The sequence below is a fragment of the Pseudocitrobacter corydidari genome (assembly GCF_021172065.1).
Classification (GTDB): domain Bacteria; phylum Pseudomonadota; class Gammaproteobacteria; order Enterobacterales; family Enterobacteriaceae; genus Pseudocitrobacter; species Pseudocitrobacter corydidari.
The window spans coordinates 2414645-2432508 of the sequence record NZ_CP087880.1; the positions used below are offsets into that span (position 1 = coordinate 2414645).

The following is a 17864-nucleotide window of genomic DNA, read 5'->3' on the forward strand; positions in this document are numbered from 1 at the left end:
GGGCATTAGGCTAATTGCTCTTCCAGCGGAGAGACTTCTTCGAGCTTGCGGGAAAGCAGCGCGTTTTGCAGCAACACCGCACCGCAGCCCACCATGCCGCCGACCAGCCCGGCCAGCAGAACGATCAATGCTTTCCCTGGCCCATCTTTCTTGACCGGTAAGGACGGAGAGAGCTGATATTTAAATGGCTCAAACGATACGTCAGAGATATTCAATGCCGTCAGCTGCTGTACGTGATACTGCAAGTTGCGCAGATCGCCGTTAATATCCGCGAGATCGGTCACGCCCTTCTCAATCTGCAATTTTTTCGCAATGCCATCGGCACCTAATGCAATAGAGAAATCAGGATCGTCTTTAACCGCCTGACCATTACTGTATACCGGCTTAGCTATACCCGCGGCGGTGGCTATCTCCAGCGAATAGTGCAGTCGATTAATCTTCGCATCGAGCTGGTTCTTTAATTTTATCAGCTCCAGCGCCAGTTTTTCTTTCTCAAAATGGGTTTTAATATCGAGACGGTTACGCATATCGTCCAGCGTCTCTTTCACCACTATCGCCGAGATATAATCGATATAGCCTTTCAAAACCTGCTGCGCCTCTTCCGGATTGGGCCCGGTAAAGCTCAGCGTCCACGAGGTGAACAACGCCGGCTCATTCTTCTTACCGAAGTTATTATCTACCGCTTTCATTTTATCGCTCAGACCAACAATGGCGCGGTGCAGGTCCAGCGGGTCAATATCGGCCCCTTTCAACTGACCCATAATCACCGGCGACGTGCGCAGGTACTCTTCCAGCAGTGAAAGTGAATTGAATTTCTTAATAAACTGGGTGAACACCTCGGATTTTTTGACACTGACATCCACATCCAGTACCCGCAGTGCCACCAGCGTCCTTTCCAGTTCCTGCCACTGGCTGGGCTCCGCAGGGGTAATCATTGCCTGGCTGGTCCACTTTTGCGGCATCAGGAATGACGCAAGCAAGCCCACCACGGCAAAGGCGAAAGCAATGGCGATAATACGCGTTTTGGCGCGCCACAGAATATCCAGCAGATGGATCAAATCAATTTCTTTACTGTTTGATGAGATAACTGGATAGGAAGCAAAATCTGAATCTTTGTTCGGCTTGATATTAATTGATGACATGCTGTATGTCCTGCAGCGTTTCTAATAGATAACATCCCGACAACATAATACCAGAACTTAAGATTATTCCTACTCTAAATTGTCTATATTGTCAGCACGCTACCAATAATGGCAGGAAAACGCGGCACAATGTTACCATAATGTAACAAAACAACACCCACCAAAATAAAATGCATTAAAATAATTCATATTGATAATAATTCATCCAGAACAATCATCGCGGTTAAAAACCTTCACCAACAATAGTCCGTGATCATGCTCACATTTTTATAGATTTAATCCGCCTCCGGAAAGATTTCAAATTGAGCCCTATTTCCTGGAAAGATAAAATTAACGGAATACTTGTGGCTCCTCTCAGCTATTTCATTAACAGCATCATCACAATAAGGTTTAAGTGGATAAAAAATAATGAAAATAGTATTTATTGGTGAAGCTATCTCAGGTTTTGGCGGAATGGAAACAGTGATTCGCAATGTTATTCAGACATTGAGCGCTGAACCTTTCTCTATGCAATGTAAAATATTTTTTACCTGTCGCAAGAATGACATGGATAAAAAATGGCTTAAAGATATTGATGCCCATTACTCCATTTCAAATATCAAATTATCCCCATTACGCAGGGCGAAGCATCTTCATGCCTTGAGCCGATGGCTTTCGGATGAACAGCCCGATATCGTTATTGCTATCGACCCCCTCTCATGCCTTTATGCCAGTAAGGCTCGCTTAAAAATGAATGGCCACTTCACGCTATTTTCCTGGCCACATTTTTCGCTGGATCATAAAAAGCATGCGAAATATATCACCTGCGCCGATGAGCATCTGGCTATTAGCTGCGGCATCCGCCAGCAGATGATTAAGCGAGGCGTACCCGAAAAGAATATTCACGTCATCTATAACCCAACGGATAAAAGCCCGGTCATTATTCCTGCGCATAGCCAGAATGATATTCCAACCTTTATCTATGTTGGTAGATTAAAATTCGAAGGGCAGAAACGGGTTAAGGATCTACTCGACGCTTTTTCTCGCGTGCCGGGGCGCTGGAAATTACACATCATCGGGGACGGTTCAGACAGTGAACGTTGCAAAACATATGCACAAGACTTATGTATTGCGAACCGCATTCGCTGGCATGGCTGGCAGGCGCAACCGTGGAAAGTGGTGCAGGAGGAGATAGGCCAGGTGACCGCGTTACTGCTGACCTCCTCGTTTGAAGGCTTCCCGATGACGCTACTGGAAGCCATGGCACGCGGCATTCCCTGCATCAGTGCAGACTGCGTTTCCGGGCCGGGCGATATTATCATCCCGGGCGTCAACGGTTATCTCTATCCGCCCGGCGAGCTGGGCGAATTGTCGGCACTGATTTCAGCGATGATAAACGGCGAGAAAACTCTCGACCATGCCACCATCCCCGCATCTATCGAAGCGTTCTATGCGGAAAATTACTTCCGCCGATTGCATGATATTTTGTATTCGCATGCGCCACACTCTTCGCTCTCATATGACGAAAGCAAGAAAAAACCTGCGCCACTCACGACCGCGTTCAATTAACGCCCTCCCCCGAAAGGGAGGGCAAATGACTACAGTTTGCCGAGAATATCTTTCAGAATCGGCCCAATCGTTACAAACGCCTGCGGCGAAATGATATCGACGTGGGCACAATCCTGGCGATAGGCCTCCAGCTCACCGACCCACGGCGCCCAGACCTGCTGCGGATCCATACCTTCCGGTAACGTGCGTTCAGCCACAAACAGCGTCGCCTTGCCATCGAATCTGGCGCTGTGCGCGGTGGTGAGCAACCTCACCGCATCGGCATAGTTGCCTTCGATAGCATTAAACAGTTCGCCAGAGGCTTGCCCCTGCTGAGCGGCGAGAAACGCCTCGCGCTCACGGGCGATCTCAGCCAGCACTTCCGGATCCAGACCGTTGGCTTCTTTCTCCGACCAGTTTTGCGTTTCCGGCGGCCAGGTATCGAGTAATCCCAGGAATGCCACCGCTTCACCACGTGCACGCAGCCGCGCAGCAATGCCCTGCGCCAGCGTGCCGCCCAGCGAATAACCGAACAGATAGTACGGACCATGCGGTTGCTGCGCCAGCAGCGTGGCAAGATGATGGTCGCAAACCTCGTCCAGGGTCGCCGCCTGCTGCATCGGCCCTTCCGGGCGCGGAGACTGAATACCGGTTATCGACCAGTTTGCGGGCAGATAACGCGCCAGCACGCTGAATTGCCAGGCAAAACCCGAAGCCGGATGGAAACAGAACAGCGTTGGCCCGTGGCTCTCACGCAGCGGAAGCAGAGTTTCATAACCCAGACGCTGCGTCTGTTCGTCATTTTCAGCATCCAGCAGCACGCTCAGTTTGCTCACCGTGGAGGCCACCATGACCTGCCCCGGCGTCACCTGACGCCCGGTTTGCTGGCTCAACTGCGCGGCAAGCCGCATCGCCAACAGCGAATGGCCACCCAGCGCGAAGAAATCAGCTTCCACATCATTAATCTCGCAACCGAGCAGCGCGCTGAAGGCCTGTGCCACCAGGGTTTCCGTGCCTGGCAGAGGTTCACGGCTTTGCGTGCTCACCGTCAACTGTGGCAGCGGCAGGGCTTTACGATCGAGCTTACCGTTAGCGCTCAGCGGCAGAGAATCCAGCTGAAGCAGCACGACCGGCACCATATGCGGCGGCAGTTGTTCCCGCAGTTGCGCCAGTAATACATCGCGATCTAACGGTAAACCTGATTCCGAAACCAGATAGCCGACCAGCTGACGCGCGTCGCCGCCGGTTGCTGCCGCCTGGTTGATTACGCAGGCATGGGTGACCGCCTGTGCGACATCCGGCAGGCTTTGCATTACGCGGTCAATTTCACCCAACTCAATACGCTGGCCGCGAATTTTCAGCTGATCGTCACTGCGCCCCAGATACTCCACCGCGCCGTTTTCCAGCCAGCGCGCGACATCCCCGGTGCGATACATACGCTCGCCCGGCGCAAACGGATCGGCAATAAAGCGGCTGGCGGTGAGATCGGGTCGCCCCAGATAGCCTTGCGCCAGCTGAATGCCGGTCAGATAAAGATCGCCCGCAATCCCCATCGGGACCGGGCGCATCATCGCATCAAGAATGCGTAACCCGGTATTCCAGACCGGATAACCAATCGGCACGCTGTGGCCAGTGGTATTCGCCAGCTCTTCGCCAAACGCCGGATACCAGCTGACGTCCACGGCGGCTTCCGTCGGGCCATAAAGATTATGCAGCGGAGCGTGCGTAAGCTGTTCCCACTCGCGGCAAAGTTGCGCAGGCAGCGCTTCGCCGCTACAGAACACGCGCTTGAGCGTACGGCAACAACGTGCCGTTTCTGGGGTCAGCGAGGCGACAAACGCCGCCAGCATCGACGGCACAAAGTGGGTGGTGGTGACGCCATATTCTGCGAAGAATTGCTGCATCGCCTGCGGGTCGCGGTGGGCTTCCGGCTCGGCCATCACCAGTTGTGCCCCAGCAATAAAGGGCCACCAGAACTCCCATACCGAGACATCAAAACTGCACGGCGTTTTCTGCGCCACCACGTCATCCGCCCCAAGCGGATAGTGGTCCTGCATCCACAGCAGGCGGTTAACGATGGCCTCATGGCCCACCATCACGCCTTTTGGTCTGCCTGTCGATCCCGAGGTAAAAATGATATAAGCCGTCTGCTGCGGCGTGGTGAGCGCCAGCGGCTCATCGCCATCTACCGGCAGCGGTTCGTTGTAGCAAAGGCTTTCGATGTTCGGGAAACGATGACGCTGATCGGCCGAGGTGATGAGCAGTTTCGGTTTCGCATCTTCCAGCATCATATTCAGGCGATCGTCCGGATAGCCCGTATCAAGCGGCAGCCATGCGGCTCCGGCTTCCACGATGCCGTGCAGCGCCAGCGTTAAAAACACCGAGCGCGGCAGCGCCACGGCGACGCTATCGCCCGGCTGCACGCCATGCGCACGCAGCAGTCGCGCCAGCGCCAGCGTCTGCTCGCGCAGTTCGCGATAGCTAAGCTGGTAGCGCGCATCCGCCAGCGCCGGGGCATCTGGCGTTTTGGCCGCTTGCTCTGCCACCAGCGAATTCAGCGTAGCTGCCGGGATTTCGCGGGCGGTAGCGTTTATTTTTTCTAACTGCGCATATTCGTCGTCAGAGAGCAGATCCGCATCGCCACAGGCCAACGCCGGGTTATCCGCAAACTGCTGCAATAAAGCACTAAGGCGCGCGATGTGACGTTTCAGCGTTGGCTCATCGTAGCGTTGTTGATTTGCCAGGACTTCCAGCGTCAGGCCGCCCGACTCATCCGGGAACAACGCCAGCTCGAGATCATTCACCGGGCCGGTCGCCAGCGTGTGCGTGGTGGCCTGGACATCGGTGAACGCCAGATGGTAATCAAACACTTTGACGTTAAAGACCGGGCCAAACAGCGGTTCATCGCCCGCCGCACGCCCGCTGTCGCGCACAATCTGCTCGGCATCGTAACGCTGATGACGACGCATTTTCTTCAGTTGCCCGGATAGACGCACCGCCAGCTCTGCCAGCGTTTCTTTGCCATTCAGGGTGACGGAGAGCGGCAACACGTTCAGCACCGGTCCGGTGGCGGTTAACGCCGCCGATCCCATGCGTCGCATAAAGATAAACCCGGCGGCAAAGTCGCTGCGCCCGCATAAACGCCCCAGCCAGAGCGCGCTCAATGCCAGCGCCAGATCGGCACGCTGGCACTGCGGTGCGGCAGCGGCCAGACGCGAAAACGCGTGGCGATCGGCAGTCAGTTTCAGCCGCCAGATATCGGTGGTTTCCGCGCGCCCCGGCAACGGAACGGGAGAGAGAGAGACCGGTGACGGCAGCGATTGACGCTGCTCGCGCCAGAATGCGCCATCACGCTGATACGCGTCGCTTTCCCGATAGCGCTGGTATTCCTCCACCACCTCCGCAAACGGGGTAAAGGGTGATTCCGGCGTCGGTTCGCCCTGCTGCCAGGCGCGGTAAATTTCGCTGATTTGGCGGGTAATGGCCGGGAAGCTGAAGCCATCAACCAGTAAATGATGATAACGCTGATACCAGTACCAGCGGCGATCGCCAACGCGATAGAGTTGATGACACAGCAGCGGATTACCACTTTCCAGACGCAGGTTCTGCGCCAGATCGGTCTGCATCAGGCTCATGGCGGCCTGGTGCGGGTCGGCATCAGCGCGAAGATCGTGTACGTCTGGCGTTGGGAACATCATGCTGTCGTCGACCTGCTGCCACGGCTCGCCGTTGTCCTCGCCAAAACGCATACGCAGCGTATCGGCCTGATTCACCCCGGCGACAATCGCGCGCGCCAGCAGTTCGCCATCCACTTCGCCTTCCAGCTCAACGTAATGCGCCACGCTCCAGGCATTTGGTAACGTTGAGAGTTTTTCCGCCATCCAGATCCCCGGTTGGGCGGCAACTAACGATAAACGCGGGCTCATGCAGCCCCCTTCTCAGACGCATAATGCGACGGAATCAATGTCGACCAGTTATCCGTGAGCCAGGCATTGCAGGCATCAATAGATTGCGGCTGGCTAATCACGCGCCAGCCCGCAGGCAGCGCGCACTGTGCAGGCCACAGGCTAAACTGCTGCTGTTCATTTTGCAGAAGATAAAACTGCCCTTGAACATCGTCGAAGGGGTTACTAACTTGCATACCAAACTCCTGTCGTTAATCGTGCTTTGCTAGTTGGCGTGAACCAAAGGTTCCCAGAGCGTCATCAGCCCTGCGGTTAACCCGCCACGCCAGCAAAGCGCATCATGCCCGCCGTCAACCTGACGCCAGAAAATCGACTGCTGTGTTTGCTGTAGTTGTGATAAAAGCGCCTGATTAGCGCGAAAGATAATCGGCTCACGCACGCCGGCTTCCAGCACGATGCGCAATCCTGTTGGCTGTATCTCGCCGCTTTTGAGGCGTTGCAAAATCAGCCCTTCTTCCTGGCCGCCGCGATGCGGCCACCAGTACGATCCCGACTGGCTCAGGACGCAGCCAAAGCGCTCCGGCCAGTAAAGCCCGGCGTAAAGCGACGCGAGGCCGCCGAAGCTTTGCCCGGCCACCACGGTGCGATCGGCGCGATCGCTAAACGGTGCAATGGCTTGTACCTGTTGCAGAAGTTCCTGTTGTAGCGCCTGCCAGAATGCCGGGTTGCAGGGCAGTTCGACGCTGCGGTGCGCATTGTCGATAACGTCTATTAGCAGATAGACCGCAGGCGGCAGTTTTCCTGACTGGGTTAACGCCGTCAGGGCGGGCCAAACGGGCATGCTTTCTGCCCAAAACTGGCCGTCCAGCAGTACCGCCAGCGGTCTGTCGCTGGCATCGGCTTCGCCTGTCGTAAAAATCCATACCCGCCGCGTGTTATTCAGTTTTGTGCTATGCCACTCAATACACTGCGGCGCGTCCCAGTGCGCGGCAGGCGTTGCCCATCCGGGCTGTTCGGGGGCCTCGGGCATTTCCAGCGCCGATACCGCATGACCGCGCCCGCCCTTCCAGCTTTGCGGATTCAACGGGTCCGCCACCGCACGCGGCAGGAGCTTGCGCCAGCCTTCGCGCAGCAGCGCGCGGTCCGGCACGCTTTGGCTAAAAATCGCCGCCGGAAAATCATCTTCGCGTTCAGAGGGGGCAAAGCAGTAGCTTCCCCGCCAGGTGGCGGGGAGCGTCGTTTTCCAGAACCAGGCATCGGTATGAGGCAGGCGTTCCAGCGTTTGTGGTGCGGAGTTATGGTGATGATCGGTGACGCCGGTGATGTAAATCCACACCCGACGAACAGGGGATGTTTGCGCGGTGCCCGCTGGGTCTCGCCACCAGAATGTCACCTGATAGCGATCGCCAACACGTTCATACTGCGGGCCTTTTATCGTTGCCCACCAGGCATCGCTTCCTGCCTTTAACTTCTCCGTCACGTTAACCCCATGTTTAGTGTGGAATTTTTTGTTACATGTGAAAATCTATTGATAATATTATTGATAACTATTTGCATTTGCAATAACGTATTGGCGCGCAAGAGATGTCTTTCAAAATAAAAAATTTGTCAGGAACCGCTTTCTTCCCCATGGACGGCAGCTTTCGCAGTTCCCTGGCACAACTCATGCCGCCTCTCCTCCCCGTGGGAATGGAGCAAGTGGAGAGAACGGCGAAGAAAAGCAGGATTAGTGATGAATAACAAGATCAAATCCCTGGCCTTACTGGTCAATTTGGGTATCTACGGCGTCGCCTTCCCCCTCAACGCCGCAGAGACCGCCTCCACCAGCGAAACCGAATCCACTGGCGAGACGATGGTCGTCACCGCCGCGCAGCAGAACCTGCAGGCTCCCGGTGTTTCCACCATTACCGCTGACGAAATCCGTAAAAATCCGGTGGCGCGCGATGTGTCTGAAATCATCCGTACCATGCCGGGCGTCAACCTGACCGGTAACTCCACCAGCGGCCAGCGCGGCAACAACCGCCAGATTGATATTCGCGGCATGGGCCCGGAAAACACCCTGATCCTGATTGACGGTAAACCGGTGAGCAGCCGTAACTCTGTGCGTCAGGGCTGGCGCGGCGAGCGTGATACCCGTGGCGATACCAGCTGGGTACCGCCGGAGATGATCGAACGTATTGAAGTCATTCGCGGCCCGGCGGCAGCCCGTTATGGTAACGGCGCAGCGGGCGGCGTGGTGAATATCATCACTAAGAAAGGCGGTAACGAGTGGCACGGGTCGTGGGATACCTACTTCAATGTGCCAGAGCACAAAGACGAAGGCTCCACCAAGCGTACCAACTTTAGCCTGAGCGGCCCGATGGGCGGCGATTTCAGCTTCCGTCTGTACGGTAACCTCGATAAAACCCAGGCGGATGCGTGGGATATCAACAAAGGCCATCAGTCTGAACGTACCGGCATTTACTCCGATACGCTGCCCGCAGGTCGTGAAGGCGTCATCAACAAAGATATCAACGGCCAGGTACGCTGGGACTTTGCGCCGATGCAGTCTCTGGAGTTCGAAGCGGGCTACAGCCGCCAGGGCAACCTGTATGCGGGTGATACCCAGAACACCAACAGTAACCAACTGGTGAAAGATAACTACGGCAAAGAGACTAACCGTCTTTATCGTCAGAATTACTCTGTCACCTGGAACGGCGGCTGGGATAACGGCGTGACCACCAGCAACTGGGTACAGTACGAGCACACGCGCAACTCCCGTAAAGGTGAAGGTCTGGCGGGCGGTACGGAAGGGATCTTCTCCACCAACGACTATGTGAATATCGATCTGGCCGATCTGATGTTGCACAGCGAAGTGAGCATTCCGCTCGACCTGCTGGTGAATCAGAACCTGACGCTGGGCACCGAATGGAACCAGCAGCGCATGAAAGATTTAGGTTCTAACACCCAAACCTTTATGGGCGGCGACGTTCCGGGCGCAACCAGCACTAACCGCAGCCCTTATTCGCAGGCTGAGATTTTCTCTCTGTTTGCCGAAGACAACATTGAGCTGACCGACAGCACCATGCTGACGCCAGCGCTGCGTTTTGACCACCATACCATCGTCGGCAACAACTGGAGCCCGTCGCTGAACCTCTCTCAGGGTCTGGGCGATGACTTCACGTTGAAAATGGGTATCGCGCGTGCTTATAAAGCGCCGAGCCTGTATCAAACTAACCCGAACTATATTCTCTACAGTAAAGGTCAGGGTTGCTACGCCAGCGGCGGTGCGTGCTATCTGCAGGGTAACGACGACCTGAAAGCAGAAACCAGCATTAACAAAGAGATTGGTCTGGAGTTCAAACGCGATGGCTGGCTGGCCGGTGTGACCTGGTTCCGTAACGATTATCGCGACAAAATCGAAGCGGGCTACTCTGCGGTTTCCAGCAACGCCAGCGGTACCGATATCTACAAATGGGAGAACGTACCGAAAGCCGTCGTTGAAGGCCTTGAAGGAACGTTGAATATCCCGGTTAGCGAAACGGTGAACTGGACCAACAACATCACCTACATGCTGCAAAGTAAGAACAAAGAGACCGGCGATCGCCTGTCGATCATTCCGGAGTACACGCTGAACTCAACCCTGAGCTGGCAGGTACATCAGGATGTCTCCTTGCAGTCGACCTTTACCTGGTACGGCAAGCAGCAGCCGAAGAAATACAACTATAAAGGGCAACCGGCCACTGGCCCGGAAACGGAAGAAGTCAGCCCTTATAGCATCGTTGGCCTGAGCGCGACCTGGGATGTCACCAAAAACGTCAGCCTGACCAGCGGCGTGGATAACGTCTTCGATAAACGCCACTGGCGTGAAGGTAATGCCCAGACCACAGGTGGTGTCACCAATGGTGTCAGCAGTTATATGTATGGCGCAGGCGCGAATACCTATAACGAATCTGGCCGTACCTGGTTTATGAGCGTGAACACCCACTTCTAATCGTAATGTTGTTCCGGATCCTCTCCCCGCCAGGGGAGAGGATGATGGGGAAAAGATGCAAACCAACCATTCTACATTTACCCTCGCCCACCATCTTCTGCACCGTATCGATTTTCAGCCTGAAACCTTTAGCGACGGCGATTTGCTGTGGTTACCGCATCACGCCGACCTGGCGCATTTTGGCAAAAAACGCCGGATTGAACATCTTGCCGGGCGGATTGCCGCCGCGTACGCGCTACAACCTTTGGGCCTGAAAGCCATTCCTGGCATAGGTGAACAGCGCCAGCCACTGTGGCCGGAAGGCATTTTTGGCAGCATCAGTCACAGCGGAAAACGGGCGATAGCCACCGTTTCCCCAACGCCCGTCGGCATCGATATCGAGCATATTTTCAGCTCGCAGCTGGCCGCCGAAGTGGCGACGCAGATTGCCTCGCCTGCGGAAATTTTCCGCCTGCAAACCAGCGGCCTGCCTTTTGCGATTGCCCTGACGCTGGCGTTCTCCGCCAAAGAGAGCGTCTATAAAGCGTACTCTTCACACGCGGAACCCTGCCCGGGATTTGCGGCGGCAGAGATGACCGCGATTGATGAGAATTCGCTTTGTCTGCGCTTAACGTCGGCGTTTTCAGCCCAGCTTGTCGGGAAGGAAATCTGCGTGGCTTATGAGGTGAAGGGCGATGAGGTGGTGACCTGTACGGTTACTCCTCTTTAATGAAAGCGCGATACGTTGTCTCGCATCGCGCCCCCCTGACTATTTAAATAAATGCTTCAGACTGTGTGGCTGGCAGCGAAGATATTGATTCGACGCATGAATCTGCGCACCCAGCGCCGCCGCGGCATGCCATGGCCATCTTGGGTTATAAAGTACACCGCGCGCGAGCCCGATAAAATCAGCATCACCGCCCGCCACGATTGACTCGGCATGTTCTGGCTCGGTAATTAATCCCACCGCGACGACCGGGATGTTAACGGCTGATTTCACCGCCCGGGCCAGCGGCACCTGGTAGCCTGGGAAAACGTCAATCTGCTGTTCAGGATGCAAACCACCGCTGGAAACATGTATTGCATCCACCCCGCGTTCTTCCAGCAGTCTGGAAAATTCGACCGCTTCCTCAATGTTGAACCCGCCCTCAACCCAGTCGGTTGCCGAGATGCGTACGCTGATTGCTTTGTCCGCCGGGAACGCGGCGCGAACGACATCAAAGATTTCCAGTGGGAATCGGACTCTATTCTCAAAAGAACCGCCATAATTGTCCGTTCGGTTATTCGACAGCGGCGATAAAAATTGATGCAGCAGATAGCCATGTGCGGCGTGGATCTGGATAAGATCCACATTCAGCCGGGCCGCACGTTTCGCAGCTTCCGCAAATTGCTGACGCACGGTTTCTAAGCCTTCGCTATCCAGTGCCGCAGGCGTCGAATGCCCCTCGTTGTAGGGAATAGCGGAAGGTGCGACGGTCTGCCAACCACCCTCTTCATCAGGCGCGAGTGGCCCTTTTTGCTCCCACGGTTTGGACGTGGACGCTTTCCTGCCCGCATGGGCCAACTGGATTGCGATAGGCATATCTGACCACTGACGAATGGAAGCAATCACCCGGCCCATGGCTTCCTCGCAACGATCGTCGTACAGACCCACATCCGCGAACGTAATGCGCCCTTCGGGAGAAACCGCCGTCGCTTCAATGGTCAGTAACCCTGCACCCGACTGCGCCAGCTGCCCTAAATGCTGTACATGCCAGTCATTCATGCAGCCATCCGTTGCCGAGTACTGGCACATAGGGGCAATCACGATACGATTATCAAGTTCAAGATTTCGAATGCGGAAAGGAGTAAACAGCTTGGGTTGCGACATACCTTTTTCTCCAGGGGATGACTGAGGGATTTCAATACAATTATGTATGCCATCCACTGTACGCCAGAAAAAGCCGGGAAGCCCACTTTACGCCCTATAAAGGGCAATAATCTTCCCGGCGACGCCCATCAGCTATATCTGCGCCAACCCGCCATCAACATAAATCTCTGCGGCATTGATAAAGCTCGCATCGTCAGAGGCTAAGAAAACCACCGCTTTGCCGACCTCTTCCGGTTCACCCAGTCGGCCTAGCGGCACCTCTGCCGCTAGCGCGTCAAACAGCCCCTGCCGATGCTCCTCGGGAACCAGGCCGCCAAGACCCGGCGTGCGAATGGGGCCAGGGCTGACCACATTGATCCGGATGCCGCTATCTTTCAGGTCGAGCGCCCACGAACGGACCAGGCTACGTAACGCGGCTTTACTTGCGCTGTACACGCTAAAGTTCGCAGTGCCTTTCACCGCCGCCGTCGAGCCCGTAAGGATAACGGAAGAGCCCTTACGCAACAGCGGCAACGCTTTTTGCACAGTAAACAGCACACCGCGCACATTGGTGCCGAAGATGCGGTCAAAATGCGCTTCGGTTATCTGCCCCAGCGGCAGCATGTCACCGCCCCCGGCATTGGCAAACAGCACATCCAGCTGCCCTGATTCGCTGGTAATCGTCGAGAATACGGTATCAAGATCGTTTAAATTAGACGCGTCAGCGCGAATGCCTTTTGCGGAGGGGCCAATTAACGCCACCGCCGCATCAAGTTCTTCACGGCGTCTGCCGGTGATATAGACTGTTGCGCCCTGCTCAGCCAGCGCCTGTGCTGCAGCCAGGCCGATACCGGTGCTTCCCCCGGTGATTAACGCAATTTTATCCGCCAGTTTTTTACTCATGGTGCACTTCCTTAACTAAAGTTTGAATAGGCCAGTTGAGTCTTCGACTTAGCGCAACGACCAGGTTGCTAAGCTCGTGAGTACTGTAATCGCACTCACTCAGGCGGAAAAACAGGGCAAATAAGAAAACACTCTTCACAGGGGTGAATAATCTCGAAGCAGAGTCAGGAATAATAATGGACCGATTTTTAGCGCTTAACGTTTTTATCCGCGTGGTTGAAGCCAACAGTTTTACGCGTGCCGCCGACTCGCTGAATATGCCTAACGCAACGATTAGCAAAACAATTCAACAGCTGGAATCTCACCTGGGCATTCGCCTGCTGCAACGGACGACGCGGCGTATTACGGTTACGCCTGAAGGTGAGGCGTACTATGAAAAAGCGCGGGAAATCCTGAATGCCCTGGAAGAGGTCGATGCCGCATTTAAGACATCGACAACGAATATTAAGGGTCACCTGCGAATCGCCGTGGGCGGCTCAACCGCCAGGGATATCCTGATTCCGCTGCTGGCCGATTTCATGGCAGCCTATCCAGATATCTGTATTGACCTGGCCGTGGCGGATAAACCCTCAGATCTTATTAGCGGAAATATTGACTGCGCAATCCGGGGCGGCGTGCTGGAAGATTCAACGCTGATCGCCCGTAAAATAGGTGAGGCGACGTTGATCACCTGCGCCACACCCGATTACCTTCGGCGCTACGGCACGCCTGCCTATCCTGATGAACTCAAAAACGGGCATCGCCTGATTAGCTACCTTTCCCCCGCCAGCGGCCGCGCATTTCCGTTTCGCTTTAAGCACAACGACATCTTGACCGAGATGAAAACGGAGCATCACCTGGGCATCAACGAAAGCAACGCACACATTGCCGCCGTCGAGGCGGGGTTAGGCATTATCCAGACGTTCACCTATTCACTGAGAAATCAGCTCGCCAGCGGTGAAGTCCTGGAGATCCTCCGTCCTTGGCGACCCGCTTCGTATCCCTTTTATGTGGTGTACGCGCAAAACCGGCACCTTCCTCATCGGCTGCGCGTGTTTGTCGAGTGGCTGAATGACGCGTTTTCGGGGGCGGTAAAGTAATAGACCACTCGATCACACCGAGTAATCCACCAACAATTACCGAATAATCAGCATAGTGAGTAAATAAATCAGACATTCGTCGAGTTTTTGTGGGCAAAAAAGATAGTTTAGCCGCGCAATTACCCCTATCATCCCCATGATACATTCAGACAAATTATGAAACACTTTGTCAGTGTTAAGGGAAGCGAATGAGTACAAACATAACAACACCAGGGAACGGGGCCGGTGAAAGCCGTCTGATGAACGGTTTCCTCAATGCGATTGAACGCGCCGGGAATAAACTTCCTGAACCGGCGCTGATCTTTTTCTACTTTTTACTGGTCGTGATGGGGCTGTCTGCGGTCCTGTCGTTGATGACCTTTGATGTTGTTAATCCCATGACGCAGGAGACCGTTCAGGTTAACAACCTGCTCTCTGCTGAAGCGCTCACCAACACGCTGGCCAATATGGTGACGACGTTCACCACCTTCGCCCCGCTCGGTATTGTGCTGGTGGCGATGCTCGGCGTTGGCGTAGCGGAAAGCTCCGGCTTTATTAACGTCGGCCTAAAGAAGATGCTGCGCGTGACGCCAAAGAAACTGCTGACGCCGATGCTGATTTTTGTCGCGATGTTCAGCCACGTGGCGGCGGATGCGGGCTACGTGCTGGTGATCCCGCTGGGCGCAATTATCTTTATGTCCGCCGGACGTCACCCGCTGGTGGGGATCGCCGCAGCGTTCTCGGGCGTATCGGGCGGGTTTGCCGCTAATATGGTGCCCACCGGGAACGATGCGCTGTTGCAGGGCTTTACCCAGGCCGCAGCACAACTGCTCGACAGCACCTACACCGTCAACACCTTATGTAACCTCTTCTTCGGAATTGCCTCTTCGATTCTGATTACCCTGGTCGGCTGGTGGGTCACCGAGCGCATCGTTGAGCCGCGCGTCAGCAAAATGACCATCGACGGCGATTATCAGCATGAAGAGGATATGTCCAGCGTCTCAGACAAAGAGAGCCGCGCCTTTAATCGCGCGTCGCTGGTCATGCTGCTGGGCCTCGCGGCGCTGGCGGCAGCGGCCTGGCCGGAAGGTTCCATGCTGCGCGGAACCGACGGCTCGCTCACCTCTTACAGTGCGCCGATCATGAAATCCATCGTGCCGCTGATTTTCCTGATCTTCATCCTGCCGGGGATTGTGTACGGCTTTGCATCCGGCACCTTTAAAACCGGGAAAGATGTCATCGCGTCGATGAATGACTCGATGAGTAAAATGGGCTCATACATGGTGATGGCGTTCTTCTGCGCCATGTTTATTAAAGCGTTCAGCGACTCGAACATTGGCACACTGCTGGCGCTGGTCGGCGCGGATGGCCTGAAAGCGATGGAGCTGCCGGGCGAAGCGACGATTATCGGCATGATCCTGCTGACCGCCGCCGTGAACCTGCTGATTGGTTCCGCATCCGCGAAGTGGGGCCTGTTATCGCCGATTATGGTACCGATGCTGATTGCCGTGGGGATCTCTCCGGAACTGACTCAGGCGGCGTTTCGTATCGGGGACTCCAGTACCAATATTATCACCCCGCTAATGGTCTTCTTCCCGCTGGTGGTGGTCTATTGCCAGCGCTATGTGAAGGGCGCGGGCGTCGGTACGCTGGTATCAATGATGATGCCGTACTCCATCGCCTTCTTTATTAGCTGGAGCCTGTTCCTGCTGGCCTGGTGGGGGCTGGGGATGCCGCTCGGCGTCGCCGCGCCGTACACCTGGAGTGCAGGTTAACCCCAGATCTCTTCAAGGGCGCATCATGCGCCCTTTTTTATTCCCTGCCCTCACCTCATCACCCTTTTCGCTAAGTTAATCTTAATTATGACTTTACGGGAAAATAGTCTCGGCGCTAAGGTGGCGGGATAACATCATAAAATACGTTTTCACAGGGATTGATCATGGTTAAAAAATTACTGCCCCTCCTGGTGCTGAGTGCACTGACCGCCAACGTACACGCCGCTACACCGCCCGATACGCTGATTGTGGCGCAAGGGCTGGATGATATTGTCAGCCTTGATCCGGCAGAAGCGAACGAGCTTTCCAGCATCCAAACCGTGCCGAGTATTTATCAACGTCTGGTGCAGCCAGACCGCGATAATCCGGAAAAAGTAACCCCCGTTCTGGCCGAAAGCTGGCAGGCCGACCCGGCAGCGAAAACGCTGACCATCAAACTGAAAAGCGACGCTAAGTTTGCATCCGGCAACCCGGTTCGCCCGGAAGATATTATCTTCTCGTACACCCGCGCGGTGACCCTCAATAAATCCCCGGCGTTTATCCTTAATGTGCTGGGCTGGCAGGCGGACAATATTGCCAGCCAGGTGAAAAAAGTGGATGACCACACGGTGCAACTGCACTGGACGGCGGACGTCAGCCCGGCGGTAGCGCTGAATATTATCTCTACGCCAATCGCGTCAATCGTCGATGAAAAGCTGGTGTCTGCCAATGTGAAAGACGGTGACTTCGGTAACGCCTGGCTGAAAATGCACTCTGCGGGCAGCGGCGCGTACAAAATGCGCGTCTATCAACCGCATCAGGCCATCGTGCTGGCGGCGAACCCGGGCTCACCTGCCGGGGCGCCGAAACTGGCGAACGTAATTATCAAAAACGTGCCGGACCCCGCATCGCGTCGCCTGCTTATCCAGCAGGGTGATGCGGATATCGCCCGCGATCTCGGGGCGGATAACATTAACGCGCTGTCGGGCAAACCGGGCGTCAAAGTTATCAGTATCCCGTCCGCTGAGCAGAATTACCTGGCATTTAACACCGCCAACAGCGCCAATCCGCTGCTTAACAACCCGGCGCTGTGGGAAGCATCGCGCTGGCTGGTCGATTACGAAGGCATTACCAAAGATTTGCTTAAGGGGCAGTACTTTATTCACCAGAGCTTCCTGCCTGTCGGCTTCCCTGGCGCACTGGAAACGCAGCCGTTCAAATTTGACCCGGCAAAAGCGAAAGCGATCCTTGAAAAAGCGGGGATCAAAGACGCCCACTTCACGCTGGATGTAGAGAACAAGCCGCCGTTTATCACCATCGCCCAGTCCATGCAGGCAAGCTTTGCACAGGGCGGCATTAAGATTGACCTGCTGCCCGCCGCAGGCAGCCAGGTTTACGCCCGTGTGCGTGCGCATCAGCATCAGGCCGCCATTCGCATGTGGCTGCCTGACTACTTCGATGCGCACTCCAATGCCAGCTCCTTCGCCTGGAATGACGGTAAATCGAGCACCGTAGCGGGTCTGAATGGCTGGAAAAATCCAGAACTGAACAAAGCCACGCTGGCAGCGGTAGCGGAACCGGATCCGGCTAAACGTCTTGATCTGTATAAAAAAATGCAGGAAGAGCTGCAACATAACTCCCCTTATGTTTTCGTCGATCAGGGTAAAACGCAGATTGTGGTACGGGATAACGTGAAAGGCTATCAGCAAGGTCTGAACGCCGATATGGTCTGGTACGATCGCATAACCAAGTAATAACCTGTCCTGATGCGGGC

12 protein-coding genes are annotated in these 17864 nt (G+C 55.2%); 6 read left to right on the forward strand and 6 right to left on the reverse strand.

Annotated features, from left to right (window positions below):
• Positions 1–5: 5 nt before the first annotated feature.
• Entirely contained in the window at positions 6–1142 is a 1137-nt protein-coding gene (gene wzz(fepE) / locus G163CM_RS11265; protein WP_231828231.1) for an LPS O-antigen length regulator Wzz(fepE), read from the reverse strand.
• A 408-nt stretch (positions 1143–1550) separates the two neighbouring features.
• Here wzz(fepE) and waaB point away from each other — a divergent pair, with 408 nt between their 5' ends.
• Complete coding sequence (waaB, locus tag G163CM_RS11270) at positions 1551–2690, forward strand: lipopolysaccharide 1,6-galactosyltransferase (protein ID WP_231828232.1); 1140 nt, start codon at positions 1551–1553, stop codon at positions 2688–2690.
• A gap of 29 nt (positions 2691–2719) precedes the next feature.
• Here waaB and entF read toward each other — a convergent pair whose 3' ends face one another.
• From entF to fes, 3 genes are read right to left on the reverse strand one after another with little or no spacing between them, the layout of a single operon-like run.
• Positions 2720–6595 carry an enterobactin non-ribosomal peptide synthetase EntF gene (entF, locus tag G163CM_RS11275; protein ID WP_231828234.1) on the reverse strand — a complete coding sequence of 1292 codons (3876 nt, stop codon included), beginning with the start codon at positions 6593–6595 and terminating at the stop codon, positions 2720–2722.
• Entirely contained in the window at positions 6592–6810 is a 219-nt protein-coding gene (locus tag G163CM_RS11280; protein WP_015965428.1) for an MbtH family protein, read from the reverse strand. The genes entF and G163CM_RS11280 overlap by 4 nt, the downstream gene beginning before the upstream one ends.
• A 29-nt stretch (positions 6811–6839) precedes the next feature.
• The gene (fes, locus tag G163CM_RS11285; protein WP_231828236.1) at positions 6840–8054 is read right to left on the reverse strand and encodes an enterochelin esterase; all 1215 of its coding nucleotides are present in this window, start codon (positions 8052–8054) and stop codon (positions 6840–6842) included.
• 252 nt (positions 8055–8306) lie between these two features.
• On the opposite strand from fes, the gene G163CM_RS11290 reads away from it, so the two are divergent.
• Both G163CM_RS11290 and entD read left to right on the forward strand, forming a co-directional pair.
• On the forward strand, positions 8307–10547 hold the full coding sequence (locus tag G163CM_RS11290) for a TonB-dependent siderophore receptor (protein WP_231828238.1): 2241 nt from the start codon (positions 8307–8309) through the stop codon (positions 10545–10547).
• 55 nt (positions 10548–10602) lie between these two features.
• Positions 10603–11256, forward strand: coding sequence for an enterobactin synthase subunit EntD (entD, locus tag G163CM_RS11295; protein WP_231828239.1), 654 nt, complete (start codon positions 10603–10605; stop codon positions 11254–11256).
• A gap of 39 nt (positions 11257–11295) precedes the next feature.
• Here the strand turns inward: entD and G163CM_RS11300 are convergent, their stop codons facing one another.
• The gene (locus G163CM_RS11300) at positions 11296–12396 is read right to left on the reverse strand and encodes an NADH:flavin oxidoreductase/NADH oxidase (protein WP_231828240.1); all 1101 of its coding nucleotides are present in this window, start codon (positions 12394–12396) and stop codon (positions 11296–11298) included.
• A gap of 132 nt (positions 12397–12528) precedes the next feature.
• Complete coding sequence (locus G163CM_RS11305; protein ID WP_231828241.1) at positions 12529–13278, reverse strand: SDR family NAD(P)-dependent oxidoreductase; 750 nt, start codon at positions 13276–13278, stop codon at positions 12529–12531.
• Between the two features lie 176 nt (positions 13279–13454).
• On the opposite strand from G163CM_RS11305, the gene G163CM_RS11310 reads away from it, so the two are divergent.
• The 3 genes from G163CM_RS11310 (at position 13455) to G163CM_RS11320 (ending at position 17844) form a co-directional block, all read left to right on the forward strand.
• Positions 13455–14357 carry a LysR family transcriptional regulator gene (locus G163CM_RS11310; RefSeq protein WP_231828242.1) on the forward strand — a complete coding sequence of 301 codons (903 nt, stop codon included), beginning with the start codon at positions 13455–13457 and terminating at the stop codon, positions 14355–14357.
• Between the two features lie 188 nt (positions 14358–14545).
• A complete protein-coding gene (locus G163CM_RS11315) occupies positions 14546–16111 on the forward strand; it encodes an AbgT family transporter (protein WP_231828243.1) in 1566 nt (521 codons plus the stop codon).
• 164 nt (positions 16112–16275) lie between these two features.
• Positions 16276–17844 carry an ABC transporter substrate-binding protein gene (locus G163CM_RS11320; protein ID WP_231828244.1) on the forward strand — a complete coding sequence of 523 codons (1569 nt, stop codon included), beginning with the start codon at positions 16276–16278 and terminating at the stop codon, positions 17842–17844.
• Positions 17845–17864: the final 20 nt, after the last annotated feature.

Excerpts from the sequence above, each read along its gene's own strand:
- waaB (WP_231828232.1), top strand. The coding sequence starts at position 1,551 with ATGAAAATAGTATTTATTGGTGAAGCTATCTCAGGTTTTGGCGGAATG.
- entF (WP_231828234.1), bottom strand. The coding sequence starts at position 6,595 with ATGAGCCCGCGTTTATCGTTAGTTGCCGCCCAACCGGGGATCTGGATG.
- G163CM_RS11280 (WP_015965428.1), bottom strand. The coding sequence starts at position 6,810 with ATGCAAGTTAGTAACCCCTTCGACGATGTTCAAGGGCAGTTTTATCTT.
- G163CM_RS11290 (WP_231828238.1), top strand. The coding sequence starts at position 8,307 with ATGAATAACAAGATCAAATCCCTGGCCTTACTGGTCAATTTGGGTATC.
- entD (WP_231828239.1), top strand. The coding sequence starts at position 10,603 with ATGCAAACCAACCATTCTACATTTACCCTCGCCCACCATCTTCTGCAC.
- G163CM_RS11300 (WP_231828240.1), bottom strand. The coding sequence starts at position 12,396 with ATGTCGCAACCCAAGCTGTTTACTCCTTTCCGCATTCGAAATCTTGAA.
- G163CM_RS11305 (WP_231828241.1), bottom strand. The coding sequence starts at position 13,278 with ATGAGTAAAAAACTGGCGGATAAAATTGCGTTAATCACCGGGGGAAGC.
- G163CM_RS11310 (WP_231828242.1), top strand. The coding sequence starts at position 13,455 with ATGGACCGATTTTTAGCGCTTAACGTTTTTATCCGCGTGGTTGAAGCC.
- G163CM_RS11315 (WP_231828243.1), top strand. The coding sequence starts at position 14,546 with ATGAGTACAAACATAACAACACCAGGGAACGGGGCCGGTGAAAGCCGT.
- G163CM_RS11320 (WP_231828244.1), top strand. The coding sequence starts at position 16,276 with ATGGTTAAAAAATTACTGCCCCTCCTGGTGCTGAGTGCACTGACCGCC.